The sequence below is a fragment of the Christiangramia sp. LLG6405-1 genome, assembly GCF_045055805.1.
Taxonomy (GTDB): domain Bacteria; phylum Bacteroidota; class Bacteroidia; order Flavobacteriales; family Flavobacteriaceae; genus Christiangramia.
In genome coordinates, this window is sequence record NZ_CP159330.1 from 3267211 (window position 1) to 3294072 (window position 26862).

Annotated in this window: 22 protein-coding genes; 10 read left to right on the forward strand and 12 right to left on the reverse strand. The window is 34.1% G+C overall.

Translation table 11 applies throughout. The features are described from left to right. Window positions 1-284: 284 nt before the first annotated feature. The 7 genes from ABVM50_RS15065 to ABVM50_RS15095 all read right to left on the reverse strand — a co-directional run bounded on the left by ABVM50_RS15065 (window position 285) and on the right by ABVM50_RS15095 (window position 9959). On the reverse strand, window positions 285-2048 hold the full coding sequence (locus ABVM50_RS15065; RefSeq protein ID WP_405199319.1) for an erythromycin esterase family protein: 1764 nt from the start codon (window positions 2046-2048) through the stop codon (window positions 285-287). Between the two features lie 6 nt (window positions 2049-2054). Then, on the reverse strand, window positions 2055-3278 hold the full coding sequence (locus ABVM50_RS15070) for a lanthionine synthetase C family protein (RefSeq protein WP_405199320.1): 1224 nt from the start codon (window positions 3276-3278) through the stop codon (window positions 2055-2057). Between the two features lie 633 nt (window positions 3279-3911). Then, a complete protein-coding gene (locus ABVM50_RS15075; RefSeq protein ID WP_405199321.1) occupies window positions 3912-4523 on the reverse strand; it encodes a hypothetical protein in 612 nt (203 codons plus the stop codon). Window positions 4524-4532: 9 nt separating this feature from the next. Beyond that, the gene (locus ABVM50_RS15080; protein WP_405199322.1) at window positions 4533-6296 is read right to left on the reverse strand and encodes a hypothetical protein; all 1764 of its coding nucleotides are present in this window, start codon (window positions 6294-6296) and stop codon (window positions 4533-4535) included. 805 nt (window positions 6297-7101) lie between these two features. Further along, window positions 7102-7767, reverse strand: coding sequence for a response regulator (locus ABVM50_RS15085; protein ID WP_405199323.1), 666 nt, complete (start codon window positions 7765-7767; stop codon window positions 7102-7104). Further along, complete coding sequence (locus ABVM50_RS15090; protein ID WP_405199324.1) at window positions 7764-9614, reverse strand: tetratricopeptide repeat protein; 1851 nt, start codon at window positions 9612-9614, stop codon at window positions 7764-7766. The genes ABVM50_RS15085 and ABVM50_RS15090 overlap by 4 nt, the downstream gene beginning before the upstream one ends. A gap of 192 nt (window positions 9615-9806) precedes the next feature. Then, on the reverse strand, window positions 9807-9959 hold the full coding sequence (locus ABVM50_RS15095) for a hypothetical protein (protein WP_405199325.1): 153 nt from the start codon (window positions 9957-9959) through the stop codon (window positions 9807-9809). A 1062-nt stretch (window positions 9960-11021) separates the two neighbouring features. Between ABVM50_RS15095 and ABVM50_RS15100 the strand changes: the two genes are divergently transcribed. The 7 genes from ABVM50_RS15100 to ABVM50_RS15130 all read left to right on the forward strand — a co-directional run bounded on the left by ABVM50_RS15100 (window position 11022) and on the right by ABVM50_RS15130 (window position 17893). Further along, window positions 11022-11309, forward strand: coding sequence for a hypothetical protein (locus ABVM50_RS15100; protein ID WP_298247962.1), 288 nt, complete (start codon window positions 11022-11024; stop codon window positions 11307-11309). Window positions 11310-11615: 306 nt separating this feature from the next. Beyond that, on the forward strand, window positions 11616-14021 hold the full coding sequence (locus tag ABVM50_RS15105; RefSeq protein ID WP_405199326.1) for a TraG family conjugative transposon ATPase: 2406 nt from the start codon (window positions 11616-11618) through the stop codon (window positions 14019-14021). A gap of 37 nt (window positions 14022-14058) precedes the next feature. Beyond that, window positions 14059-14619, forward strand: coding sequence for a conjugal transfer protein (locus ABVM50_RS15110; RefSeq protein ID WP_298332518.1), 561 nt, complete (start codon window positions 14059-14061; stop codon window positions 14617-14619). A gap of 2 nt (window positions 14620-14621) precedes the next feature. Further along, a complete protein-coding gene (locus ABVM50_RS15115; RefSeq protein ID WP_405199327.1) occupies window positions 14622-15464 on the forward strand; it encodes a hypothetical protein in 843 nt (280 codons plus the stop codon). A gap of 9 nt (window positions 15465-15473) precedes the next feature. Continuing rightward, on the forward strand, window positions 15474-16088 hold the full coding sequence (locus ABVM50_RS15120; protein WP_405199328.1) for a conjugal transfer protein TraK: 615 nt from the start codon (window positions 15474-15476) through the stop codon (window positions 16086-16088). A gap of 13 nt (window positions 16089-16101) precedes the next feature. After that, window positions 16102-17025: a conjugative transposon protein TraM gene (gene traM / locus ABVM50_RS15125; protein ID WP_405200721.1), complete on the forward strand. Its 924-nt coding sequence runs from the start codon at window positions 16102-16104 to the stop codon at window positions 17023-17025. Between the two features lie 37 nt (window positions 17026-17062). Then, entirely contained in the window at window positions 17063-17893 is an 831-nt protein-coding gene (locus ABVM50_RS15130) for a DUF4138 domain-containing protein (RefSeq protein ID WP_405199329.1), read from the forward strand. A 264-nt stretch (window positions 17894-18157) separates the two neighbouring features. Here the strand turns inward: ABVM50_RS15130 and ABVM50_RS15135 are convergent, their stop codons facing one another. The 5 genes from ABVM50_RS15135 to ABVM50_RS15155 all read right to left on the reverse strand — a co-directional run bounded on the left by ABVM50_RS15135 (window position 18158) and on the right by ABVM50_RS15155 (window position 22483). Next, window positions 18158-19741, reverse strand: a complete 1584-nt coding sequence (locus tag ABVM50_RS15135) for a type IV secretory system conjugative DNA transfer family protein (RefSeq protein WP_405199330.1) — start codon at window positions 19739-19741, stop codon at window positions 18158-18160. 11 nt (window positions 19742-19752) lie between these two features. Then, the gene (gene mobB, locus ABVM50_RS15140) at window positions 19753-20784 is read right to left on the reverse strand and encodes a MobB family relaxase (RefSeq protein WP_405199331.1); all 1032 of its coding nucleotides are present in this window, start codon (window positions 20782-20784) and stop codon (window positions 19753-19755) included. 10 nt (window positions 20785-20794) lie between these two features. Further along, window positions 20795-21181 (reverse strand): BfmA/BtgA family mobilization protein, encoded by a 387-nt coding sequence (locus ABVM50_RS15145; protein WP_405199332.1) that lies wholly within the window; start codon window positions 21179-21181, stop codon window positions 20795-20797. A 430-nt stretch (window positions 21182-21611) separates the two neighbouring features. Then, entirely contained in the window at window positions 21612-22061 is a 450-nt protein-coding gene (locus ABVM50_RS15150; protein ID WP_405199333.1) for a RadC family protein, read from the reverse strand. A 74-nt stretch (window positions 22062-22135) separates the two neighbouring features. Beyond that, on the reverse strand, window positions 22136-22483 hold the full coding sequence (locus ABVM50_RS15155; RefSeq protein WP_405200722.1) for a single-stranded DNA-binding protein: 348 nt from the start codon (window positions 22481-22483) through the stop codon (window positions 22136-22138). A gap of 595 nt (window positions 22484-23078) precedes the next feature. Between ABVM50_RS15155 and ABVM50_RS15160 the strand changes: the two genes are divergently transcribed. The 3 genes from ABVM50_RS15160 (at window position 23079) to ABVM50_RS15170 (ending at window position 26862) form a co-directional block, all read left to right on the forward strand. Then, a complete protein-coding gene (locus tag ABVM50_RS15160; protein ID WP_405199334.1) occupies window positions 23079-23336 on the forward strand; it encodes a hypothetical protein in 258 nt (85 codons plus the stop codon). Window positions 23337-23396: 60 nt separating this feature from the next. Further along, window positions 23397-24191, forward strand: a complete 795-nt coding sequence (locus tag ABVM50_RS15165; RefSeq protein ID WP_405199335.1) for a GLPGLI family protein — start codon at window positions 23397-23399, stop codon at window positions 24189-24191. 61 nt (window positions 24192-24252) lie between these two features. Next, window positions 24253-26862 (forward strand): carboxypeptidase-like regulatory domain-containing protein, encoded by a 2610-nt coding sequence (locus tag ABVM50_RS15170; protein WP_405199336.1) that lies wholly within the window; start codon window positions 24253-24255, stop codon window positions 26860-26862.

Sequence of the window (26862 nt, forward strand, 5' to 3'; positions counted from 1 at the left end):
CATATAGACAGCCTTTGATTTAATTATTCATTTAACATTTAAGAACAAGGAGGTTTTATTTGCGTTGCGCAAAGGTTTCTATTGGATGCCGTAGGACATTGTGACCAAGAAGTATCTGGGTCCGGAAGACACATCATATTACCTGATCCTGGATCCATGGTCAAATTTCCGCCAACAATTTTACTAGATTCAAAGGAATCCAAGGTTTTTAAAACTTTTTTGTTTAAGGATAAATTAATTTTGCTTTTGTTTTTCATAATAAAATATTTAGGTTAAAATTAAATTTAGTTCTTTAACAATGTGGATGGTGTACTCTTAGGAAAATACATGTAGAGATCAAATAAATTCTGAACATCATGACTAATCACATGAAATTGATCATCAGTGGCAAGCGCACCTATATCTCTTTTATAGAGAATTTTGCTATAAAATTGTTTCTTTAAATAATCATTATTCTTTGCCTGTGCACTGTTGAAAAGTAATATATCCTGATACGTGAAATCACTTAAGAGCATTTCTAATGAATGACATGGTTGATCACGTAAAGTATGGTAAGATTCCAGTTTATTCGTATTTGAATCTACTGCAGTATATTTGCCGCTTCCGAGAATGAAAGCAATATTGATATACGAATCGTTTATAAACTTTGAAATATAATTCCCTAAGTAATCTTCAACTCTTTGCAGATGTAGATCATGCGCCCAAACGACCAGTTTTTCATTATCAGGTAATTCAACCACTCTGGATTTAATATTTTCCATCATTAAACTATCCCTAACTTTTGAATATTCTATACCGCTATAAAGATTTAACAATTGAAATTGACTTATAATTTCGCTATTCTTTATGGCCATTTTATCAGATGTCATTTTGGAAGTTAAAGTCTTAAGACTATCTGTTAATGTGACAGCTTTATTATCTAAGTTGATCGGTGATAGAGAATCAATTTTTTCTAAGAGTGATTGGTACTCAGAATTGTCTGGAAATTTATTCCTTAAGTATTTAATCGATTCTTCGCAGGATTGGGGATCTATACCCGTAATTCTGACCTTATTATTGTGTTTTAGATTGTAATTCCTTAACCATTGAATTAAATCTAAAAATTCTTGAGTATAATATGGCCAAAATCCCAAACCTGCAATTAGTTCAACCGGATCTCCCTTGCCCTCAATAATGTAGCTGTTTAGAACTAAACTGTTTCCATAATATGCTTCTATAGCAATTTCGGTTACATCCTGCTCCTCAATCAAATATTGTATTAATCTTTTCTTTGCTTCAAAAATTTCTTTTGTTCCATGAGTAGACTCTCCCAAACCGATAATCTTTGCTTTCCCGAGAACACCCTTAATATCTTTTTTGTTTCCAATCTTGGTCATATTCTGATCCATAGTGTACAAAAAAGGTTCGAGACTATCTTTTATAAATTCAGACTTTTTCTGTGACGAAAAATGAAGATTTTTTTCTAAAATTTGATCATCTATTTTTAATTGAAAATTATCGAACCAAGCGATTCCTTTACCCTGCATTAATCCGCTAATTGTGATTCCAAGCAAAGGTTTATCTACAGTACATTCTAAGGAAATCTCTTTCCAATCGGCAGTATTTTTTATGACCTCTTTACCAAATTCTAATAAATCTGGACGATTATTTTTTGATAAGCCGATTCCAGTCAAACGTAGCATAGTACCCGAGTTTTCACCATGAATGCTGTCCGCCTTCACCCACAGTGAAACCTCTAATTTACTTCCCCGTTTTATTGGAATTGGTATTCTTACTGATAAATTAGCAAATGATTTAGAATCAAAATTAGTCCCTGTAATACGAACGCTCTGGTTACCATTCTTTTTTATTCCTTTATCTACAACTGCACTATAATTAGTATCCGACGTAAAAGCAATTGGAAAACTTAAAGGTTTTAAATTAAAAGTGTCCTCAAAGTCCAAAGCATTCTGATTAAAGTACGGTTCACAGGTTTGAAATTGAGCATTTCCGGAAAACGGAAAAAGCATTAAAATCGTAATTAATTTAATAATGTGAGATCTTTCCATATTCTATTAATTAATCAGAAGGCATTCATCCCAATTAGATTTATTTCCATTTATGTAATCTAACATGCATAAGCCTATTCCTGCAACTCCATTTAGGAGATTGACATCACACTTCCAAGTCTGTTCTCCTCCTATCCAACACTTAAATCCAGCGGCACCTTCCTTACTACCAGCTTGTGAAAGCCCCTCCTTAATCCAGAAATCAGCTGTTTCAGAAAAGATTTTATTCCCAGTTAAGTTTTTGAAATGATCAAAAATTTTGGCGATTCCAAAAGAGCCATGACACACGCCAGCGTCTATTACTCTAGTATCTTCTGGAAGCTTTCTCTTAACCGCAGAATGTAAGGTAGATAAGGAAACATTTTTGTAAACTTCATCATTCAAAGTACTACCCGCTTTCCAAAGGGATAAGGCAATTCCCAAATCTCCGTAGCACCAACCTAATCTACTTTGATATTCGCAAATACCATCCTCCTCTTGCCAATTTGGAAATTCTGAAATAGTCGATGAAATAGATTTAAATTTTAAAAGATAATCAGCAGCCCCTTTAAGCAAAGGCAAAGCGTCTTCTTTTAGTTCATCGTAATCACCAGCTTTTGCCAAAAAGCTAATTATACTTGCTTGTCCATGAGACAAACCCAAATTATAAACAGAAGTATTGTTTTCATTTGCTAAATAATATTTCCATTTAAAAAATGTTCCATCCGGGATCGAAATAGCTTTCAACTCTTTAATGCAATTCCTTAAAATTTTAATGTACTTAGTTTTTAGAGCGGTAGATTTGCAACATTCTAATCTTTTTAGAAAATACATCCCCTGACCTAAACCACCATGTAAATAATCATAATTATGATCATGTAAATTATTGATCATAGAGTCTTCTAAAAATCTATCAAAATTAATTAGGTATTGATCAGCATCTGCCTCAATAAAACCTTCTTTTGTAAGATGATCTAAAGCCCAACCAAAACCTGAAACTCCATAACAATATGAAGGATTCAAAGATCCTTGATTGACTTTTTCAAGGCATACATTTATGAGTTCCGAACCTTTCTGAATGATTTCGTCACTATTCAAAAACCTGCCATAGTACAAGTAAAAGAAACTTATTCCAGAGAGTCCATTTATTGCTCCGATATTTTCTTCCCTTTTAAAATCAAATTCTTCATAATACCTATAAATCTCATCAGCTTTCTGAATCAACCTTTGTTGGTTTGCCAGATTGTACATAATAAATTTTAAAGCTAATCTAGAATTTAAAGTTTGTTTTCAGATATGGTTTATTATTACACCTTGTAAGGAAAAAAATTTTAAATTAAAAAATCACAAAAAATATAGGGAAATTTATAAAAGGAACTTTAATTCGTAATGCAAAAAGGTGATTAAAGAGTTCAGTTTCTATAAAATAAATTTTTCCAATTTGGACCATTATTTCTTTCATAATAATTGTTGTTACAATTTCCTAGTACACTTTTACTTCAATAAAAAAATTTGAAACTATCATATATCGGCATGGTCCGATAATTATAACGTCACGTAGGTCACGATTGACTTCTTGGGCGGCAGTCTGGTAACAGGAACTCTTATCCAAATCGCACTCTCGGTAGGGCTTAACAGGATGTTAATGTTTGGATTATTCTGAGCTTAGCCGAAGGGTTCGCGCCAACTTTTATTTATGCTTTCTTCAAATTAAAGTCGAGTTATACACTCTACCATCACCTAACGGTGCTCTACAAAATAAGAACAATAGGTAGTTTAATATTGGGAGAACATGCACACTAAATAAAAAAGCCGCTTAGATAATATCAGAGCGGCTTTTCAACATTTATAAATTTGTATTAATAAGTTCTTCTTTTAGATCGGTCAATAGTTGACAGGTCTATAATTAGGATCGGTTATTTTTAAAAATCGAGCGATAAGACTAACATCCTTCCACACTTCTTCCTCTTCATCATAAAATTTTTGATCCATCCTAACTTCGAGAGTTTCGGCATCCAAAAATTTAAATGAGGTGTACCCAGGAAATGCTTCAGCATACTCAGGTCTATCTATATCATTTGGAGCTTCCTGGACTTCAAAAGATACCACCTGACTATCTTTTATGGTCAAATATTTAGAAGTGCTTTCAGGATCAAATCTCATGAATAAATATGGTAAATTAGGTCTGTATGTATCTAAAGGCATTCCATTACTCGATACCCATAATACATCAGCTCCTCGACTAGATGACCGAATTGATATATGGTGTTCTCCCATCATATTCATATCGTTCTCGAACCAGGCTTTATCCAATTCTTTAAGAAAATCATATTCGGCCTGACCATCTTGATTGATGTCCATAGCTATGTCTGAAGTGAATGAAGTCACTTTATAATATCCCAGATATTTAGATATGGGTGGTTCTACATCTTCCTTTGCACATCCAATAGTGCTGAGCAGAAAAAGTGTCGCCATTACTTTTAATATGTTTTGCATAAATAGGCTTTAAAATTCTACCTGTACAGGTCTTAGTTCAAAAGCAACACCCGCCGTTTCAGTTAGTTTAGGATAATATTTATTATCACATTGATTAAAGTTAATTAATCTATCTTCAAACGACACATCTTTTTTACCCAAGAAATCCCTATCTAATTTATATTTGACCTGTTTGGTTTCAGATTCTTCTAAAGCAAGGCTAGCACCATATTTGAGCCCAACCTTTACGATATCGCCTGGAATCGAAGCCGAAGCATCCACCTCTAAATTAGTATTAAACTTTGTAGATATGCTTGTAGTTACTGTAACGTCCTCTGAATTATCATATTCATAAAACTCTATACTCCATACATTAGAGTATTTGGTTAAGTCCCATGGATGAATGTATAATTTTTGGCTTCCTATTGCGGTAGAAGTAAAGTCCATACCCTTTAAGTCAGTTATTATAGGTCTCCAATACGTACGTTCCCAAGTTACTGGCCATACGCCTCTCGTTCTAGTAACAGTTTCTTGTTCATATTCAAATAGCTCATCCGGTCTTGCACTGAATCTCATTCTTTGTTCACTGGCCCCAGGCACTTTACTCCCATCAAATATAAGTACATCTATCTCGAAAAATCCATCAGTCCATGGTGTTCTATCACGCAGGTCGTGATCCCAATCATGATTGGCGTCCAATGGATCGTAGTTACTAGTAGCTCCGTCGGACTGATCAGACATTCGATTAAACATATCGTCGGCATTTCCAGTAAGTCGGAAATATGTAATAGCCTCCTCATATCTACTTCCTACATATGCGTTCGTAGTTTGTGTTGGTGTAAGTTGATAATAAATATTATCCCGATGCCATGGCGTTGTTATTGATCCATTAAAAACGTTATAAGCATTTTTGAGAAATTGATTTACAGTAGCATCTCGTCCAGGTATTGGATCAAATCCAGGATTACAGCTACCAGAACCAGAACCACCTCCAGAACCACCTCCGCCTGCCCAAGGGTCAGTATAGCAAGGATCAAAATTGTCGTCAATGTAATTATAGGTTGGACTTTCACTAATCTCTGAAAAACAAACTAATTCTCTTTTTTGATTGCTTGTATTAGATCCATCACTTAATTCAATACGTTCATTGTCCTTAATTACAATTACAGGATATGCAGGAATCAAATCTGACTCTACAACATATTCCTGATTATGAAAATCATCAATCATGGGCACGTCACTTGAGGTAGATAATCGCACGGCTACGACTGGATTCTGTTCTGGATCGTTCGGATCCCAACTTTCTGCAGAAAATGAATTCTCAGGTAGTTGAGGTATAAATATAGTCAATAAGGGAAGTTGCTGCTCAATTTCAATAAGCTCACTTTCATTATCAAAATATTGTAGCAATATATTTCTAAAGGTCGATGCTCCAACGCTAGATTTTAGATGTGCTCCCTTAATAATTTTGTCTTTTACTACCGGATAAAAAACATCAAAATCATTGTTAATCATTTTGAGCGCCTCAGTTTTCAGGAATAAACGCAACTCTGGATTATCAGATACTGCTTTAGCTATTTTTCTAGCAAAATTTAGTCTCAATTGTTCTTTAACACTCATTTCCGCCTCTATTTTCTCAAAACTAGAAACTTCAGCTTGTTGAAAGCCAGGGTTAAAATCATCGGTAAAATCCTTGCTGCAGCTGAAAATAAATAGGGTGCAAAAAATTACTGCGTAGCAGGAATAAAATCTTTTTAAGATTTTAGGTTTCTTGATTTCGTAAAAGTTTTTCAAAATTAATTATTTAAAATTTTATCCTTACTCTAAATAGGATTTTCGGGTTCCTCCTTTAGTATTGATCAATAATTCAGGCAAGAACTAAATTAAATAGAAAAACCAGGAAAAATATACCGTACTATAAGTAGGGTGAAATGTAATATGGATGTAAAAATCTGATTATCAATACCTTAAATTAACACGAAACTTAAAATTTTCTTAATTAAAAATTTTCATAACGCAGGACAATTATTCCTATTACACTTATGCAAATGATTTCTCTAATTTTATTTGTCACCAAATTTTATAGTTCATAGAAAGATTTAAGCTTAGAGAACTGTTTTACAATTGCATTATAATAACCTAATGATCTGTTAAAACCAATTACTTATTGTTATTATTTAATTTTAGGTTTTGACATAGTATAGCCTTTTAATTCACTTAAATCTTTGTCACTGTTCACCTAAATTTTAAAATTTTAATTGCACACTTTTCATATTAATTATCTACTATACCCATGTTCTATTTTTTAAATTATTTAACGGGTAAAAGGCTGACAATAATTCTTAATTAACTATTAAAAAAACAGAACAAGATTGTCTATAGAGCTTGAATAGCGGCAAGTGATATTTAGTAGAATTTAACTAGCTTCATTCTAAGTATGAAAAATCAGTTGAAAAACTTAGATCGTCAACGATCGAAAGACATGCAAGTAAGCCATATAATTTTAGGAAGAAAGCGTTTGGAATATATACTCATGAAAGAAGCAATCCAAATTCAGTTAATTTATAAGAAAACCAATTTTTAGATAAATGAATAAGTACTAAAGAAATCCTTTTTCTTTAGCTACTAAGATTAACCCTCTATCCCCATCATTTTCTACATTGAATAAAATTTTAAGATTTCTTTTTCGCTTTTCTATACCGGCAATAGAAAGAGGTAGTATTTTTGGAAGATCTTTCATTTTTGTGCCTAATGAAAGTTCATACAATAATCTTCTATCTAATTCATCCAGATACTTGTCATTATTAAATTGTTTTCTCAGGAGTGTTAGAACAAGATTACTATAATAAGGAGAACCCGAAATAACGTTTTCTATTGCTAATATCAACTCTTTAGGTGTTAAATCATTTTTTATCAGAAAGCCCTCAGGATCAATGCTTTTCAATATCCCCTGAACCCTGAAGTTGTCAGTAAGACTTGTAGAAATTATAATTTTCGTATCTCTATTTAAATTTCTAATATATATTCCTATATCCTCTCCTGATAAGAAGTCCTTGGAACTTCCAACTGGAAGACGTATATCTAAGAAAATTAGATCAATATTATTTATTGTAGAATTACTTTTTAAAAATTCTTTAAATTCATCGATAGAGCCCAGACAATCTATGACAAGAGCCATATTAGAACCTACATTTTCAAGTGCCTGAGTATACGCATTAACAATTAATGGATGGTCATCGATAATTAAAACATTCAAGCCTTTCATCCCTTAGAAGTATATTTTATTTTCAATACTAATTCTGTTCCCATTTCGCTAGAATTAATAATTAATTTACCTCCAATATTGGAAGCTCGATTTCGCATACTTTTGAGACCTAAACCTGCCTTTTTCTTAGACTTTTTAAAGCCTTTACCCTCATCTCTTATATTTAGTTCTAAAATATCCTTCTGTAAAAAAAATGCGATATATAAGGTCTTAGAGTCAGCATGTTTTATGACGTTCTGTATTGCCTCCTGTAAAATGCGATATAAATTAATCTGAATTTGAGTGGGTAAGACCTCTAAATCCAGATTTTCGTCTAGGTGAAATTGAATATGTAAGCCAAAAATTTTTTGTTTATCTTGAATTAAAGTTTTCAGAATTGAAATAAACTTTTCATCAACCCCAGTTATTTTATCCATCAAATTATGTGAAATATCACGTATTTCTTTTTCGATATTTTGTAATTCTTGAAGATATGGCTCAATACTCACTGTATTCATTGGATTTAAAAAACCGATACTCATTCTAGTTCCGAAAATCTTACCTAGCACCCCATCATGTAGTTCATTGGCAATGCGTTCCCTTTCGTTGATCTTTCCGGTTTCCAAATGTTTATGTTGTTCTAGCAATAAGTCATAAATTTTCTCATTAGCCTCCTGCTGCTCTTGAATTAGTGTCAATTCTTTGTTTTTTATTCTTTGCTTTATATAAAAAAAGGTAGCTACAAAACTGATTATAAATAATGTAATCAAACCTAAAAGATAAATACGCTGTTGTGATAAAATTTTTGTTTCCTGAATATACTGATCAGTTCTATATCTAATTCTCGCAAATTTGTTCCGTATCTTTCTTTCCTCCCTGACTAAGCTATCATTAATTTGTAAATAAGTTTCCAAATAGCCCCCATTGTCTTTTGGATTTACTGACTCTAAAAGCTTTAAAGATTCTAAATAATAATCAAAATTAGATGTTTCTCTTGCAAATTCATTTGCGGTTAAAAAATAATTTTGTGCAGTTGTATCATTTCCGTGAAATATATAATATTCACCTAGATGAATATTACTAAGAATAATTCCTGGAATGTTTTCAATGCTATCATGTATTCCTAAAGCTTTTTTGTAATTCTTGATAATTAAATTAGCATTTGGATTGGTCTTAAATTCTGTAAAAGTTAGATTATCAATTAGAGTAGCGTATAAAGCTGGATCTTTGAACGGCAAGCTATCTGTTTTCATTGCTTTTCTGAAGAATAATTGAGCAGAATCATAATCTTCCTCATTAGAGTAAACCGCACCTATATTGTTCAGTGTTTTTGATATTAAAATGGAATTATTAAGTGATTTTGCAACTTCAAGTGCTTTCCGGTGAAATTCTAAAGAATTTTCAATATCCTTTAGGCCATTGAAGACTACACCTAAATTACTATAACCAATATATAATTGTGGTTTTTTGTTTAATTCTTCGAACGTTTTCAAAGCTTCCACAGTTGCAACTTCGCTTCCAACAAAATCTTTGAAATTTTCTTGGAGAATACCCATATTTAAAAGCATTCGAGCAGAATAAAAATTATTGCGATTCTTTTTATAAAACTGATAAGCCTTAAAATAATTGAAATAAGCGCTGTCTGGAACATTCTGACGATACATAAAATTACCCAAATCCCAATAAGATTCAGCTACCCGATCATTATTTACTGATCGTTCAGAAAGATATTTTGAGAGCTTATTCCAGAACCTGAACTTAGCAGAATCACCTTCTTGATAATAATGGTAAGATTTATCAAATATATATTCTAATTTTAAAGAATCAGCCCGTATTTGGCTAGTATGTATTTCTAGAGAATCTTCCATACGCTGACTTAAGAAACTCCTACTCTCATTTGAAAAATAATCACTATTTTTTATTCCAATTGATTGAGAATCAATATTTGACCCTTCATTACAACCATAAAATAATAGGCATACGAGAAGAAATTTAAAAAAAATATATGGTATTCGCACCACTATATAAAATTTTATAATTCCTGCTAAAATAGAGATTAATTATTTTTTATCATCAATAGGAACATTTTCTCCAGCGGTGTCGTCCGCAACTAATTCAATATTTGAAGTATTCTCAGGTAAAGCTTCAGGATTGCACGAGACTAGCATAGAAAAGAAAAAGAAAACAGCTAAAAAGTTTTTAATTGAACGCATGATAAAACGAAATTTTGAATTAAAATAAATTGTACAGATTTGTAAATTTTATTGATATTCAAATGTATGTTCTGTGTTCAGTACTATATATTTATAGCCCGTACAGTTAGTATGGTTTATCCTTACTTTTTGTACTTTTAATTTTTAGGAATTTTGAAAAAGGTTACCTATAGGCAGCAGTGAATTTTGCCAGACCTAAAATTTCTATTTTAAATGCTGATTAATCTTCTATCAAGAAGTTATTACATTAGTTGATGTAATAAAAAGACAATTGAGTTTGATGGAGTCAAAATAAAACACCTTAATAATTAGCCATTGATCCTAGATAATTTGAAGTATGAAGGATATTGAACTATCGTGAAAGGCCGAAAATTGAGTACATTTTTACGTAAAAATTCTTTGTACGTGAAAGGCTAGACATTTTTGCGTGATATTGATCTTTCACTAGACGAAAGAAATTATTTCTATCATCATTGAGTTGTATAGTTCAATAAGAGAACGAAACAATCGAGCGTCTTAACTTTGGTTGTTATCTCTAATATCCTAAATGATTAGAAATGAAAAAAAATCCAAATTATCAGTAGAGCAACAATTTTTTATATTGTTATGTTTTTGTGCATCTTAATTTTAAACTATATACCCTTGAATATTGGAAGCCCTTAAATTGAAGATTTTACAATACAGCATGACAATCGATTATTCTCCCTAATATTTTCACATATATTTATTTAAATATTTAGCTAAGTGATATTCAAACTTCGTACAAAATTGAAAGCTGAAAATTTTAATAATAATACCACTAATGATTAGCTAAAATATTTCGAGAATAATCAAATAAATTACTAAACTGACGTTTTTCAGCATTATAACAGATTTGAACTAATCAGTTATTAACAGGCTGTTTTCAAAAATCAATATTTTTTGGAGGTAAATATTTTCATATAAGCTCCTAATTCTACAAATAGTATTTTGTTCACAATAAACTGTTTCACAGTTTATTAAGGCTTCCATTTTATACTTTTCTCATAACGAAAACGAATCGAAAATTTAAACTTTTCCGTTATGAAAAAATCATTCTATTTATCCATTCTTCTTTTACTTCTCTCCAGTCCAATATTTGCACAAATTGGAGGAATCGAAGATTCCGTTAATGATGTTTCCAATACTATAAGAAGCATCTTCCCCATCATTCTTGGTGTCATTTTCCTGGTAGGTTTCCTTTTTAACGCCGGACATTTCTTTGGAGAGAATGCAGATCTAAAAAAAGGAATCACTCGCGTTCTCGTCTTTGTATTAATCGCCGGGGCTGTTGTAGGCATCTTTACTTATCTAATATCAATAGTAGTTTAAGCCATTAGGCCTTTCATAGAAAATTAGAGAAACTTATGAAGCGATTTGAGATATATAAAAACATCAGGAAACAGGCCGTCATTTTTGGTCTCTCCATCTCCCTATTTGCTGTGATGATGATATCAGTGTTAGCTTCACTCCTAGTTATAATATTCTCTTTCAGCTTCGGAATCATAATATTGGTATTTGCCGGGAACTTATGTCTTTATATCATTTTGTCACAGATAAAAAACAATCCTCAACTATTTTCCGTAGGAAGAACATTTCCAAAAATCATTAGCAATAAAAGAAATACCCATATCAGCTATGGACAAGATTAATTTTTCATCGTCCCACCCCATTATCGATATTCAGGATAATATCATTTTTGCCAATAATGGCAATGTTATCCTATGCTATGAATGCATATTACCTGAGATTTATTCCTTATCGGAAAAAGATTATGAAGATATACATGGGACCTGGTTTCAGAGTTTAAAATCTCTACCCGTTGGCACGGTGGTACACAAACAGGATGTTTATCTTAAAACAGCTTATACTTCGGAAGAAATTCCTCACAGCAGCTTTCTGGAAAGAGCTACTCACGACCATTTTAAAGGCCGGGAATATATGAATCATCGGAGCTACCTGTTTTTCATACTGACAAAAAATAAGGCTATAAACCATTCCAAATATATCAACCCATTCCAAAAGATTTCTAAAAAAGTTCTACGGGAGTCTGATGAATCTATTAAAAACTTTATCGGTTCTGTAACCGATGCAGTTTCTTATACAAATAACATTCGGAAGGTATTTATAAGAACCTTAAAATCTGAAGAAGTTATAGGTCTCACCAATAATTTCTTCAACGGCTTTAATGAAGGCTGTGATACTGATATCGTATTAGACAAAAAGTATATGAATATCGGAGAAAATTATTTTGATGCCCTGGTCATTAATAGCGAACTGTGCTTTGGCGAAAGTGTACAGACTAGCAAAACCAATGAGAAATTCACTTCTGACGATTTTGTATTTCATCAAGGGTTTATTGATGGCCTAGGGCTTACGCTAGATGAAAATCATATTGTCAATCAAATATTATATCTCGATGACAAACACAAGTGGCGTAAGATACTAGATAAGAAAGTCGAGGAATTGAAAAAGAGTTCCAATTTTGGTTCTCAAAATAAAGTCTTGCTTGGCAAGATCGAGGACATACTTGGCAAAATCAATGCGGATGATAATTCTCGCATCATTCGCGGTCATTTAAATATCATTTATTGGGACCGGGATCCCCAAAACCTGGAAAGAATTACTTCCCGTTTAAAAACAGAATTTAAGGAAATTGATATCCTCCCCTATTATCCGAGAGGTGAAGAACGAAAAAATTACATCCTTAACAGTTATTGCTGTTTTTCTTCCAATTTTTCCAATGAAGATCTCTATGTAACCGATCTAAAACACGCGTTATGTCTGATAATAAACAATACGAATTATAAATCAGACCCTACAGGTATCATCTTTAATGATCGTGAACATAATATACCGGTTCTCAAGGATGTTTGGGATGAGAAAAAGAAAAGAATAAAAGCCCGGAACTTTGCCATTTTCGCACCCACAGGAGAAGGCAAGTCATTCCTGGCCAACAACATCCTTCGACAATATTTTGAAACTGGGGTTCGCCTGGTTATTATTGACCTGGGTGGCTCTTATACCAAATTTGCCCGGCTATATCCAGGTGAGTATACCATCCTGCGATATGAGAGTGGCAAGAGCTTAGGTATTAATCCATTTTATATCTACGAAAGGAAAGATCTAACACCAGAACGTCTTGAAGATTTATCGGTATTCCTTTTTGAACTATTTGCCTCTGAATTTAAAATTACTAAAGCGCAATCGGTTTCCATAAAGAAAATCCTGCGTTATTATTACGAAAGTACCTCCGTAAATCATTCTTTGGAAAGTTTCTACCAGTTTATAGAAAAGAATCAGCAAGATCTTCTGAATAGCTTAAAAATCCATCCAGACTATTTTAATTTGACTGGATTTTTACACGTTTTATCGGAATACGTGGGTGATGGGTTATACAGTTTTCTATTTGAGACTTCAGAAGATCAAACCTACAAAATTGAAGACAAGAGACTAATCGTTTTTGAACTAGACGAAGTAAAAGATAATAAGGAAATTCTCTCCGTAATGCTCAGGCTTATTAAATCAGCGATTCAACGAACGATTTGGAAGAATCGAGCTGAAAAGGGAATCATACTATTCGACGAATTTGCCAAACAACTCAAATTTGAGAATGTATTAGAAAGTGTAGAATTCTATTATCAGGCTATCCGAAAACATAACGGGGCTATCGGTATCATCTTACAATCCATAAATCAATTACCCAACAATCCCACTTCAGCAAGTATCCTGGAAAACACCCAGGTTATCTATAGCCTTCGTAATGAAAAAGGGTATAAGGAATTGGTTAGCCGCCTCAACCTTTCAACACATGATTTAAACCAGTTAAAATCGATCAGGAACAACCTTTCAGGACCCAGAAAGTACACAGAGATGTTTATTAAAATTGGGCAGGAAAGTAACGTTTTTCGCCTGGAGGTACCGCCAGCGGTATACGCCGCATATCTCACCGATGGTACTGAAAATGAGACCATCATGTCAATTTATAATAGAACTGGCAATATGGAAGAGGCTATAAAGGAATTTATGAAAACTAAAAATTAATATTATGGAAAACAAGAGAAAATTTAGGAATGCCTTAATGGTATTATGCTTTGTAACGGCCCTTACATTTCCAAAAAATGCCTTCAGCCAGGGAATGCCGGTATATGATAATACAAATTTTGTAAGCCTTGTAAAATCATTGGTCGAATCTGCCAAGCAAACTGCGAACCTGGTAAAAACGGTCAACTTTCTAAAAGCCCAGAAAGAAAATATTGAGAAGGTCAATTCAGTAATTAGGGACCTAAAAGCCGTTCGGGAAATTGGCAGAAACAATGAGCGGCTCATAACGGTCATGCAAAATGATTTAAGAGCAATACTGAATTCACCTTATATCAAACCGGAGGAGGTGACCAGGGTCTCGGAATCCTTTAGTGCGGTGGTGAGCAACTCCTTAGAGACTATGGCATTTATCGATGAGATCTTATCCAGCGATCACTTAAAAATGAGCGATGCTGAAAGAGCAGCAGTTTTAAAACAAAAAGAAATCGAATCTAAAGAAATGCTCAACGATGTCCAGCTTAAAACCAAGCGGTACAACGATATCATTTCTTTTAGAAAAATGCAGGATAAAATGAATAACCGAGAAACAGCCTACTAAGTATGAGCGCCATGATTTTTTTAGGAGTTGGCCTGGAGTACATTGATACTGTTTTTAAGACCATCCAGGATAGTGAGTTTTCCCAGTATACCATTGTTGGGATGAAAGTATTGGCGGTGCTATTTTTTTTAATAAATATTCTTAAAAAATATAATGAAGGCATAGCCGATAATCAAGGATATACCTGGGGTCTTTCTCCGGGAGAACTAGCTAAAAACTTTGCGGTGGTATTGCTAGTTATATTCTCCACGCAGATACTGAGCTTTTTTGATGGAATACTTGTAGCCGTGGAAGGTCAATATCGTGATACGGCCCCTTCCCTCCTGCCCCTACAAATGCAGGATATCCCAATTGGTGAAGATGTTTCAGCTATGGATGCCATGAGAAAAGCTATGGCTTTACTTTATGAAGCTTTAGTTACCCCACTTTATAGTTTCAAGGCACTCGCTTTTTTGATAAGTCTGTTCCTTTGGATTATAGATTTATTCATCTACCCTCTTTTCCTGGCTGAACGTTTTTTCCTTTTAGGGATCATGCAAGCCTTCTTTCCATTAATTCTCAGCCTTTCAGTCTTTGAGAAATTTCGCTCGCTAGGATATAGTTTTTTCAGATTATACGCGGCAGTCTATATGCTCGTACCAGCTTTTTTCCTGGTTAATGTCTTTATTAATGCCATTTATAATGAAATCAATGAGAATTTTTGGCAGAATCTTTTCGGAACAGATTATGGCAGTGGCTTTTTCGCCCCTGTTGTAGAATTGGGATCCATAGGTTTCATTGTCTTTCTAAAATTCAAATTGTATCGCCGGGCTACTTCCTTTACGCTAAGATTATTCACGACTTAACTACATACTATGAAAACGCCATATCAAAATATTTACAACGTTCTAAAAATCAATAGGTTCATTGTATTCACCGTAGTTATTTGCGGAATGCTTTGCAATATTTTTTCCCTATGGACCGCTTTTTCGACCAGTGAAAAAGCCTTAAATAGTGCGTTTGCAGTCAATACTGATGGAAGTATTATTCCCTTAAAACTAGTAACGCAGAAAGAAAATTTCATGGTGGAGGCATTAGCTCATTTGAGCCTATTTCACCAATATTTCTATAACATTGATGCCAGCAATTATGAGAAAAATCTCGAAAAAGCTTTATGGTTAGGCAACAGTAGTGTGGACAACCTGTACCGTCAAAAAAAAGCAGATGGAGTTTATAACCGATTACTGCAATATTCTCTAGTTCAAAAGGTAATCAGTATCAATTCCGAAATTGAAGAAAATGATGGGATCTCCACATTCAGGACCAAGGTTGTTTTTGAAATTAACCGTGGCTCTATCGTCGACATCTATGAACTAATATCTACCGGCAAGTTGATACCTGTGGATCGCCAATTCCCTCATAATCCACACGGCCTCTTAATCACAGATTATTTTGAAAACAGTTTAAGAAAAATCACTGAAAAACTTTAATAAGGCAATTATGATAAAAATAGAAAAAAACAAATTGGTTTTTGCCGTGATAATTTTGATCATCATAGCTTTTCTTGTCTCCTATTATTTCCTGATTATAAAAGGAAACAAAGATGAAAATGATACCCTCGAACAGACATCTATACCAGTTTTGGAAGAAAATCAGAAGATATACGATTCAAAACTTGACGCCGTCAACGATTTAAAGGAAGTCAGGGAAACCAATGCTCCGAGTATATATGATGAAAAGTGGATTGATTCCTTAGGCTATTACGACCCAGAATTACCAGAAAAAGAAAAAGAACGCATCATCGATAGTATTTATACCCTAGGAGAATCCAGGTATGCAGCGATATATAATACCAAAACAGAAAATCCAAAAGCTATGCTTATTCAACCAGTAGATACCCTGGAAACTCAAACAAAACGTAAAATAAAGGCTAAAGAAATTGGCTTAGAGCATCAGTTATTTTTTGCTTCTAATCCACAAGAAAATGAATTTCTTAGTTCCAGTGCGACTGCTTCGGAAATCCCGGTGGTGGTAGATGGCACACAGGTGGTTAAGTCGAACTCAAGAATTCGTCTGCGTCTTACCAAGAGAACCATGATTGATAACAATGAAATTCAAAAGAACACCCCTGTTTTCGGATTTATAAGCTTTCAAGCGAATCGTGTTCTCATTGAGATCGAAAATATTAATTCCCATCCCACAAATCTAAAAGCATTCGACCTGCAGGATGGTAGCGAAGGAATTTATGTGGAAAACAATTTCCGGGCAGAGGCCACAACTGAAGTCCTGGATGATCTTATAGGCGATATTAATATCCCTAGTGTTCCCCAGGTAACTGGCATCACCAAAATCCTTAAGCGTCATAACCGAAACGTAAAGGTTACCATACTAAACAATTATAAAATGATTTTAAAACCAAAATTATAAGATCTCAAAAGTACTTAATTCATCTAAACACACTCACATGAAAAAATATATAGCTATTTCAGTATTTATAGTAGTTTCTGCACTCTCAAATGCGCAAAACAGGAGAAAACTAGATACTATTTACGCCAATGATCAGAAAAATACTGCGTTGTTCTTTCCGCAGCCGATCACCCAAGGAATTACGGGATCTACGCAATTTGTATTCACCTATAACCGGGAAAAACAACAAAACTTTGGACTTTTACAGGCCACTCCCGGAGAGGAAAGCAATCTGTTAGTTATTTGTGGTAATTCCATCTACTCCTATATCGTTAAATATAAAAAGCAGCTCAGCAGGCTAAACTATTTCATTACCGAATCAGAAAGCATTGGTAATTTAAAATCTACGTCACCTATATCTAAAGAACAATCGGAACCAAAAAAGAACGTCACAAATAAAGAAAACCATTATAAAAAATATGCGGCTTTTCTACTGAGCAAAAAGCAACGGAAGAGTTCGTTAAATAAGAGGAATCAGGGAGTGGTTTTAAGTATTGAAAACATTGTTTTTAATACTTCTGAGCTCTATTTTGTTATCCAGGTTTCAAACGAATCCAGTCTTGATTTCGATTTAAATTTTCTAAACCTTTCGATTCAAACCCGGCAAAGAGGAAAGAGAACATCGGTTCAAACACTTCTCGAGCAGCCTATTCTCCAATATAATGTTCCTGCATTAATAAAGGCAGATGACACGAAAAGATTTGTATACGTGTTTTCAAAATTTTCAATTAGTAAAGATCAAAAGGCTGTTCTGGAATTGAACGAAAAGAACGGTGCGCGTAATGTAGCCTTGAAAATCTCTCATCGATCTATTAATAACCCAGATTAATGCAAGTGGTATTTCTACTTTTATGAGGTTTACTTTTCCAGAATTTTACTTGTTGAATAAGCCTGTTTTTTAAACTGGTAAGCTAAATCAAGCAAACCTTACTTCCAGGTTTATCGTGGTTTCCAGAAACCAAATTAAAAAAGACTTAAATATTTAAAAAAACAATAAAGTTTCTTATCGAAGATTGATAAGCCTTGAATTAGTCATTGTTTTAGGCTAGCCAGACTTTACACTTTATGATGTTATTGACAGATCTAAGCAGCATTAACTGTCAAAAATTGAACGCGCTTCCTTATATACCCTCTCAAAGTTTTCAGCTAATTCAGACTGTGAAAATCGGGATTTCTCGCTTGGAAGTTCTCTTTTTATGGAATGTAATTGAAATTGCACCTTCTTATCGATTCCATCGGCATAGGTAATAAATTCCCCTTGCTTTAAGCGAAAGAATACATCTGCCCTAATTTTTGGAATTTCCTTCTCTCCGGTGGTAACCCGAGTATCGAAATCAAGATTATGACCACGACTCACGCTCTTTGTAGGATCCTTTATGATCTCGAAAAAACGTTCATAATACCTGGCGGTATCAGGATCGTTTACTTTACCAAAGAACTGGTAAGAAAGATTGCTTAGGATCGCTTTACTCGCTTTGTCACCATAGATCATATCGTTCTGAATTTTATCCTGCATTACATATACGGTGGCAATATCATAGCTGCGCAATGTAGCCGGAATGCGATGCATATTTAAAAGGCGTATGGTAGGTGCCTCCTCCATTAATAAGAAGGAAGACATTGCATTACGAACACTTAATTGTTTGGTAATGGTATGTATTATAGTTGCGATTACCGGAGAATAGGCTGCATCGAATTTAGGATTATTCACTACCGAAATCACCGCAGGATTGTCTGGATTATTAATATTCAGGGGGACTTCATCTGCAGCTAATACCATAAATATACTTTGGGTACTAATACGCTTTAAGGCATTCGCCAGGGTACTTTTCACTCCAGCTGTCTGTCTTTCCGAGTCTTTACCACTTATAAAGGCATCTGCCATAGCTCTGGAGGTCCTGTTTGAGCTCAAAAAAGCAATAAGGCTGTCAGTGTCCAGTATTTGATATATTGCTATTAAATGCGGTAAGGAGCAGAATTGAGGATAGGAGGTTTTTAATTTCCATATCATACCTCCGATAAGACCTTCGGCAGCATCATTAAAAAATTTTGAAGCACCAGAAGTTCCGGATTCTTTTTGTTCCAGAAGATTTTCAATTAATACCCGGGAAATTTCATTCACGCTTTCTTCATTTTCGAGGTACCGGGGCGCAATAGGATTCACGCGATGTACTATTTTATCAAAGGAAACCACTTTAAAAGGAATTTTTGAGTTTTGAAAGAGTGGGAAAGCCATTTCGGTAAGTTCAAAATCTTTATAATCATGGATCACCCCACAAAAATCATATTTCTGAAAATGTTTTAGAAACCCATAAACAATACTTTCAGTTTTTCCACTACCTGCAGAACCAATTACAGAGGCACCTCTTTTGATATTATCTATTTTAAAATTTTTACCGGTGGATTTAAAATGAACCTGGTATTTCTCATCTACATTTTTTTTCAAATCAGTAGAATGCAGAAAAACATAGAAAACCGTATTGATCAACATCATAGGACAGGCGAGAAACAAGATACTTTCTAGTAAATAATCAGGATAGAAATAATGGCTTATAAAGCCTAAAAGCAGGATTGTATTAAGCAAAAAGGCAAACCTGCAAATTCTATATAAGAGGTAAAAAAAGAGACTACCCAAAGTAGTATATAAAAGAATGCTATTCATATTCAAGTACTCCATGAGCTTACATTTTAAATTCCTATCGAACTAGATTTAACCGCTATATCCACTCCCCGTCTTAGCCGGTTAAAAACCTTCAAGGCTATTTGAGCCTGGCTGGTCGGAATATTAGGCATGATGGGCATACCGCTTTGCTTCAATATTTTCATAGCCAGCATTTTTTCATTGGTAGGCAACTTCAGCAATAAGGAAAAATAGGTTTTGGGGTTTTGAATAAACTCTTTACGAGCATTATAGGTTTCCACAAAATTTCGATGATATCCAAAACAGGTATCATATGTTTTTTCCGCTCTATCAAAGAAGGAGTCCCTATCAAAACCTCTTTTTACCATTTTACCATTTAGTTGAACCTGGGAAGCTTTGTATTTACTACCTGGAGATAAGCTGAACCTATTGGAGGCATCCTTACGACTCACGATAATATGCACGTGGCTCTGTTGGCCTTCTTTGGGCATTCCCTGTACAATGCGCTGTCCGTTTTGACGATGAGGCGCTTCCTTCTCCAGTTGCATTATTTTATTTTCCAGCTTTGAAATATCACCAACTATTTCGCCGCGTTTAATTTTTTGAAGTTCAACTTTACATTTCAGTATTTTGGTAGCGTAGGGTTGATTTTCACGCACCTGTTTATCGGTACCTTTAAAAGATCGCTGATGTTCTATTTTCGCATAGTATTTTATGTCATCGATTGTAACCGGCCGGCCATTGATCTCCCGGTTAAAGGAAGCCACGTAATCCTTCATTACCTCCCGGGTATATCTTTTTAAATCTTCCCGGCTATCCTGAATTCTTTGAAGCTCTCTTGAGGAGGGGTTTAGTGTAATGGAATAAAAACGAGGTTCTTTCTTTTCCAGCTTCGCCGTATTGGCATCAATTTCCCGAACTACTTCCGCTGGAGTAATTTCATCCTGATACTGGTTAAAAAAAAATGCTTTATTCTCAGGATCCAGATCCTGATTCTCTTTTTCCAGGTAGGCAACAAAGTCGGCAGAGCTTGTTGAATAATTTCCTCCCAGGGTTTGGGCTGTAATAGATATATACATTTCGGGTGATTTAAGATTTGCTATTGTTTCTTTCAATAAATTTTGGTTGGTTTTTTTCTACATTTTTCTTCTCTAGGATAAGCGGTTGTTTTGTTACAGCTTCCTCAAAAAGAGATTGCATCATGGCCACGGTAGGTTTGGTTTGGTTCTTTTCTATATCTTTAAGAATGGCGATGACACCATTCATTCTTTTTTTAATCAGGTTTTCCAGGGTTTGCATTTTGGGTCCCATGGACTCTGCCGGAGAAATACCATTTTCATCAAAAAACTCAAGCATTAAGAGTAAGGTCATCGATTTGGACATTGACATTTTTCGGCAATAGTTATTAAACTTTTTTACTACTGAAGTTTTGAGACTTACACTTTCAAACCGCTCTTTTTCAAATCCTTTATCCATTTTTCCGTGAAAATTTTATTGAAATCACTGGGCTACAAAGATTTTTCCGTGAAAAAGTGAATTCAAAAAGTTTAAGCATCAAGTACCATTAATCGTAAAACACTGTGATACAACTAATTATGAATAAGCAAGGAATATAAAACGTGGCTTTGCCCGTTATCCTCTTGCTATTCCTTTTCGTCCCGCCAGGCGGGACGAAAATCAATACAATCTGCTCGAAATCAAATTGCTCTGTTAGGAATTTTAAAATTCCTAGATGTGTATTATTGATTGATATAGCTGCCAGCGAAAGTCAAAATTGGGATAGCTATATAAAATTATGTAAGCTGAAGATCAGCATATTAAAGATACAAATTTTATCGATTCAAATTTAAAACATCAAGAAAAAGCCCTTGAAAAAATCAAGGGCTTTAGCTACTTGTTTTGATGATTAAAGCATACCATTATCGGCAAAGCTGTAATATTCTCCATCAGGTGTTAGGATAAGATGATCTAAAATTTTGATATCTAATAATTCCCCTGCAGCCTTAATTTTTGTGGTAAGACGTTTATCCGCTTCACTAGGTCTAAGGGTGCCACTAGGATGATTGTGCAATAATATTACGGCTGTGGTCAGGCTTTTAAGAAGTACGGCAAACAAAATGCGTATATCTACGAGGGTACCGGTAATTCCCCCGGAGGAGATTTCATAAATTCCTTTTACTCTATTAGCATTGCTTAACAGCATTATTTTAAAGGTTTCATGAAGTTCCATGTGATTTTTATCCCATTGGGTAAAGGCCAGGTCTGCGGCGCTTTTAGAACAGCTTATTTTTGGGAGTGCATTTGGTTTAAGGCTCCCGCTATAACTTATGGCAATTTCGTTAACTTTGGTTTTCATTGTTGACTTTTTAAAAGGTTGATAATTGAAAGAGGGTGCGACTTTGAGCAGAAACGCCCTCTTTCTTCTTTAGCTTATTTTTCAGAATTTTCAACTATTCCCAAAAACAGGACTTCGTTTACTATTACCTCAGTGATATATTTTTTTTCACCTGCTTCAGTCTCATAGGATCTATAAGTAAGTTTTCCGTGCACGGCAATTTCTTTTCCTTTCGAAACATAATTTTCAACCAGCTCGGCCTGTTTACCCCAGGCTACTAAATTGTGCCATTCTGTTATTTGAATTTTTTCACCGTCTTTACGGTAGTAATCATTTGTGGCCAGTGAAAAGCGACTTACTTTTTTTCCACTTTCGAAGTTGGTGTTTTCAGGGTCATTACCCACATTTCCAATTAACTGAACTTGATTTCTTAGCGTACTCATAACTTTAAAATTTATATTAAACATTGATTTACTTATTATATCCGGAGCGTTTTCCTTTTTTGATTTTTTTGCTTCGCTTCCGAGTTTGTTATTTTGAAATGATTTCATGATTTTTTTATTTGATTTACTTCCCATAGAGCCGTTAACTGTTACCTTTTTTGATGCTGATACATTTTCAAGATTTGAGAATTAGGGAGTATTTATAAAAAGGAGGGTACGACTGGCTTATGCAATACGGACTAACTTCTAAATCCTGGTATTTTGCATTACAAAAAAGGTAAGTACAGCTACGGCCGAGGAGGTAAATAGAAAGCATGAGATTGAAAAATTACCGGAAGCGTAGCTATTTAATATACAGGACTATGCATTAGTTATACATCAAAACATATATAAATCAATCCCGTGAATGAATGGCATCGTTCTAGAATTCTAGTCCAAAGTTTTGGTGTTTAAGCATTGATTTATCAGCATTGGATGCTATAAGAATAATCACTCCAGCATTGTCTTAACACAAATTAACACTAGGTAACTTCGCTTAACTAACTAACCATATAAAAATGCTTTCTTTTGACAGTATTACTAATCAAAAGAATCAATGACAAAATTAATAGTCGTTTCAGCGTTTGGACTTATGTCTAAGGGAGCTTTCGCATCTAATGATGAAGCGAAAACGGAGATTATTAAGTATGAAACCGAAACTAGCGCAACAGAAGCACTAGAATCAAAAAAAAGTATTGATGCCATAAGAACTACAATCACTGTGAATTGCGATGATGGTTCTTCTTACGAAGTAAGTTGTGGAAGCTGTAGTACTTCCCAACTTATTGGAATAGCCGTGGCTTTATGTGCCTAAATCACCTATCCTTCTCCTCCAGGGAGGGGAAGGATTTTTAATCAATCAAACTTCGATAACATGAGATTTTTATTCCTTCTAGTCTTCTTAGCCTCGATGACGGCTAATCAAGCACAAAATAACGGGATCGTATATTACGGCCATATAGAAAGCCCAGGGAAAGGTGGGCCCGTCGGACTCGATTTTAATGCCTATTTAGTTTTTAATAAAGAGGCATCCTATTATGTAACGGCTAAGGATTCCCTTGAGAAGCAAACGGAGTTAGAAGAAAAACAGATCAAAGAAGTAAATGGAAATCAACAGGTTTATTTAGGAAAACATACACTTCCACAAGGTAAACAAGTCTATTACAACCGAGCGAAAGATAGTCTGTGGTGGAATAAAAAATATAAAGAACCAGTTTATGGTCGCGAGAAACGAGCTAAAATAGATTGGAATTTAGGATCTGAAACAAAAACATTCGGGGGTCTTACCTGTCATAAAGCAACTGGAACTTTTAGAGGAAAGAATTATACTGCATGGTATACTGATGCAATACCTTTACCCTATGGACCATGGAAACTACAAGGCTTGCCAGGGTTAATTCTGGAAGCTTACGATGAAAAAAAGGAAATGTATCTTTATTTCAAATCTTTAGAATATCCCGTAAAAAGAAATCTAAGTATAGGACCCATTGAGAAACCTGAGGTGGATAAAGAATATCCATTTATTTCCATTGAAGAGTACAAGCAAACTTTAAATGAATTAGTTGAACGCAGTAAGACAAAAGCCATCCTGATCGCAAAACAAATGGGTGCTGATGTTACTGTAAAGACTGGGGGAGTTGAAACTCTAAGCGTGGAAGTATTCGACTAACCAAACACTTTATAGCTAAATAATACCCCATTATCAATGGGGTTTTCTTTTATCTTCCCTTATGAAGTACCTACTTCTATTTTTATTATTAGCTGTTCATGGAGTTAATTATGCTCAGGAAGTAGCTATTCGCGGAAAAATTTTCGATAATCAACTTCAACCACTTGAAATGGTTCTAGTACAAACGAGAACTGAAGAAAATCAAGTTCTTGACTACACCTATAGTGACCAAAATGGAAATTATCAATTACAGTTTATAACAAGCAGCGATTCAATAAATGTTGAAGTTTCTAGTTTAGGATTTTCTACTGTTAGAAGAGCACTAATAATTGCCGACCGACGATTGTTTGATTCTTTAGATTTCGAAATGGAGGAAAAAGCAGAGTCTTTAAAAGAAGTGGTTGTTGAAGGTCATCAAAAAATAAGAATCAGTTCTGATACCACATTTATTCGTGTCTCTCAATATGCTACTGATACGGAACAAACAGTCGAAGATCTATTAAAAAGATTACCAGGTATAGAAGTCTTACCCGACGGTAGTATAAAAGCCCACGGTAAGCCTATAGAAACGCTATTAGTTGAAGGAGAAAATATACTTGATAAAAACTATAAAATTTTATCTAAGAATCTAGATGCAAAAACGCTGGAAGAAGTACAGATTCTAGAAAATTATGAAGAAAATCCAATTTTTAAACAGCTGTCAAGCTCTGAAAAAGTAGCGCTTAATTTAAAGCTTAAGGATGAGTTTAAATATGTCTTGTTCGGTAATATTTCCGGAGGTTATGGCCTGGAAAATCGATATGAATCTGCTCTGACTTTGGGCCTATTGAGGAAGGAAATTAAAGTATTGGAGTTTAGTAATTTAAATAATACTGGATACAAAGCTGCCGATTTGCTTCAAAATGAAAATATAATTATAGATCTATCCCAGATGTTTCAAAAAATAGAGAAACAGCCGTTCACTATATTTTCGATTGATGAACAAGAAGAGAACATCTTCAATACCAGAAGTATATTTAATACATCGATGCTACATTCCATCGGATTATCTACTAGAATAAATGATGAATTTTCTTTAAGAGGAGATGTTAGCGTTATTTCAGACGTAACCAGACAATTCTATGAAGCTCAGACGGAGTATTTAACAGGCACGAATAGCACTATATTTTCCGAAACCAGCAATTATAAGAATAGTAATCTGATTGGAGATACGGAGTTAGAATTCAAATTTGTGCCGAACTCCAGTAATTATTTTACTAATACTATTCGTTATAATTTGAATCCTCATGATGCAATGAATAACATCATCTTAGGTGATCAGGGAATAATGCAAGAAAATGATATTGCCTCCGAAACATTTTATAATCACCTGGAACATACATTGTTATTAAATAATAAAAACGCATTGAACAATTACCTTTATTTCGGGTATGGAGATTCTGAAGAAAATGCCCAAATTATACATCCAGGTTTGAGTAATCTTTTAGATAGTAATATCGATGAACCTTTTTATCAGAATGTTCGGAATAAATTTAAGTATTACGGATTACAAAGTTCATTGCTTAGCAAATCTTCAGAGTGGGAAAATCAATTGCAGCTACATATTCATCATGAGGGTGAAATTGCCAAAAGTCAACTTTTTACTGCAATAGAAATGGATTATGATGAATACACAAATGCCGTAAATATTGATAATTTCTCAGTAGCGCTAAGCAATTCCCTGAAATTCAAATTCAATCAGGATAATTATTTCAGGGCTGGAATTTCCATGAAGCGGAGTTGGTTTAATCATGACGGATATTTGTTGAAAAATGCTAATGTTACTTTTAGACAAAAATTAAGGAATAAAGGAGTAGTTCGATTGGGTTATAGTTATAAAGAGGACTTACCCAGGTTAAAATTTCTGTTGTCCAACTATGCGCTGAATTCATATCAGGATTTTTTCAGTGGTTCTGATGATGTTATAAAACTAGGCAACTCTGTATTTTCTTTAAACTATAGTTTATATAATGATATTAAAGGGTTCTATGTAAATGCCTCTGCTATACATACTGAAACTCATTCAGGTTATGCCCCAGAAGCATACCTAACTGAAAATTTTATTTTCAATAGTTTCGTACCTACATCTAGCGGTCAGAGTACTTTGGCTAATTTAATCTTCACTAACTATTTCAGCAAGCTTAAAATGGCCTCTAAAATAGAGAGTAATCAGAATTTTATTCAGTCACCTTTTTCTATAGATCAAACAAGTGAGTTTAAGCTTCAGAATTATTCCGGGGACTATTCGCTTTCCTTGAGTTCCTATTATGATAAATGGTTTAATTTTTCAAGTGGTTTTACCTATACCTACGCTAGTTCCGAACTCAAGGGAGAAACTAATTCTTTTGAAACATCGAAAGCCTTTGTCAACTTTGATTTAAATATTCTTGAATCCATAAAAGTTAATGTCAGTAATGAACTTTACATTTTAAACAAAGAAAATTACAACTTTGTAAATGCAAATATAGTTTACGAACCTAAACAAAGTAGATGGTCAGGTACCGTTCAACTGAACAATCTATTAAACGAGCGTGAATATTTGTATCAAAATATTAATTCCTTTAAACTATACCAAAAACGGATTGATCTGGTCCCCGCTTACGCCCTGTTGAGTATCAAATACAGGTTCTAA

Excerpts from the sequence above, each read along its gene's own strand:
- ABVM50_RS15065 (WP_405199319.1), bottom strand. The coding sequence starts at position 2,048 with ATGGAAAGATCTCACATTATTAAATTAATTACGATTTTAATGCTTTTT.
- ABVM50_RS15070 (WP_405199320.1), bottom strand. The coding sequence starts at position 3,278 with ATGTACAATCTGGCAAACCAACAAAGGTTGATTCAGAAAGCTGATGAG.
- ABVM50_RS15075 (WP_405199321.1), bottom strand. The coding sequence starts at position 4,523 with ATGCAAAACATATTAAAAGTAATGGCGACACTTTTTCTGCTCAGCACT.
- ABVM50_RS15085 (WP_405199323.1), bottom strand. The coding sequence starts at position 7,767 with ATGAAAGGCTTGAATGTTTTAATTATCGATGACCATCCATTAATTGTT.
- ABVM50_RS15090 (WP_405199324.1), bottom strand. The coding sequence starts at position 9,614 with ATGGAAGATTCTCTAGAAATACATACTAGCCAAATACGGGCTGATTCT.
- ABVM50_RS15095 (WP_405199325.1), bottom strand. The coding sequence starts at position 9,959 with ATGCGTTCAATTAAAAACTTTTTAGCTGTTTTCTTTTTCTTTTCTATG.
- ABVM50_RS15100 (WP_298247962.1), top strand. The coding sequence starts at position 11,022 with ATGAAAAAATCATTCTATTTATCCATTCTTCTTTTACTTCTCTCCAGT.
- ABVM50_RS15105 (WP_405199326.1), top strand. The coding sequence starts at position 11,616 with ATGGACAAGATTAATTTTTCATCGTCCCACCCCATTATCGATATTCAG.
- ABVM50_RS15110 (WP_298332518.1), top strand. The coding sequence starts at position 14,059 with ATGGTATTATGCTTTGTAACGGCCCTTACATTTCCAAAAAATGCCTTC.
- ABVM50_RS15115 (WP_405199327.1), top strand. The coding sequence starts at position 14,622 with ATGAGCGCCATGATTTTTTTAGGAGTTGGCCTGGAGTACATTGATACT.
- ABVM50_RS15120 (WP_405199328.1), top strand. The coding sequence starts at position 15,474 with ATGAAAACGCCATATCAAAATATTTACAACGTTCTAAAAATCAATAGG.
- ABVM50_RS15130 (WP_405199329.1), top strand. The coding sequence starts at position 17,063 with ATGAAAAAATATATAGCTATTTCAGTATTTATAGTAGTTTCTGCACTC.
- ABVM50_RS15135 (WP_405199330.1), bottom strand. The coding sequence starts at position 19,741 with ATGGAGTACTTGAATATGAATAGCATTCTTTTATATACTACTTTGGGT.
- mobB (WP_405199331.1), bottom strand. The coding sequence starts at position 20,784 with ATGTATATATCTATTACAGCCCAAACCCTGGGAGGAAATTATTCAACA.
- ABVM50_RS15145 (WP_405199332.1), bottom strand. The coding sequence starts at position 21,181 with ATGGATAAAGGATTTGAAAAAGAGCGGTTTGAAAGTGTAAGTCTCAAA.
- ABVM50_RS15150 (WP_405199333.1), bottom strand. The coding sequence starts at position 22,061 with ATGAAAACCAAAGTTAACGAAATTGCCATAAGTTATAGCGGGAGCCTT.
- ABVM50_RS15155 (WP_405200722.1), bottom strand. The coding sequence starts at position 22,483 with ATGAGTACGCTAAGAAATCAAGTTCAGTTAATTGGAAATGTGGGTAAT.
- ABVM50_RS15160 (WP_405199334.1), top strand. The coding sequence starts at position 23,079 with ATGACAAAATTAATAGTCGTTTCAGCGTTTGGACTTATGTCTAAGGGA.
- ABVM50_RS15165 (WP_405199335.1), top strand. The coding sequence starts at position 23,397 with ATGAGATTTTTATTCCTTCTAGTCTTCTTAGCCTCGATGACGGCTAAT.
- ABVM50_RS15170 (WP_405199336.1), top strand. The coding sequence starts at position 24,253 with ATGAAGTACCTACTTCTATTTTTATTATTAGCTGTTCATGGAGTTAAT.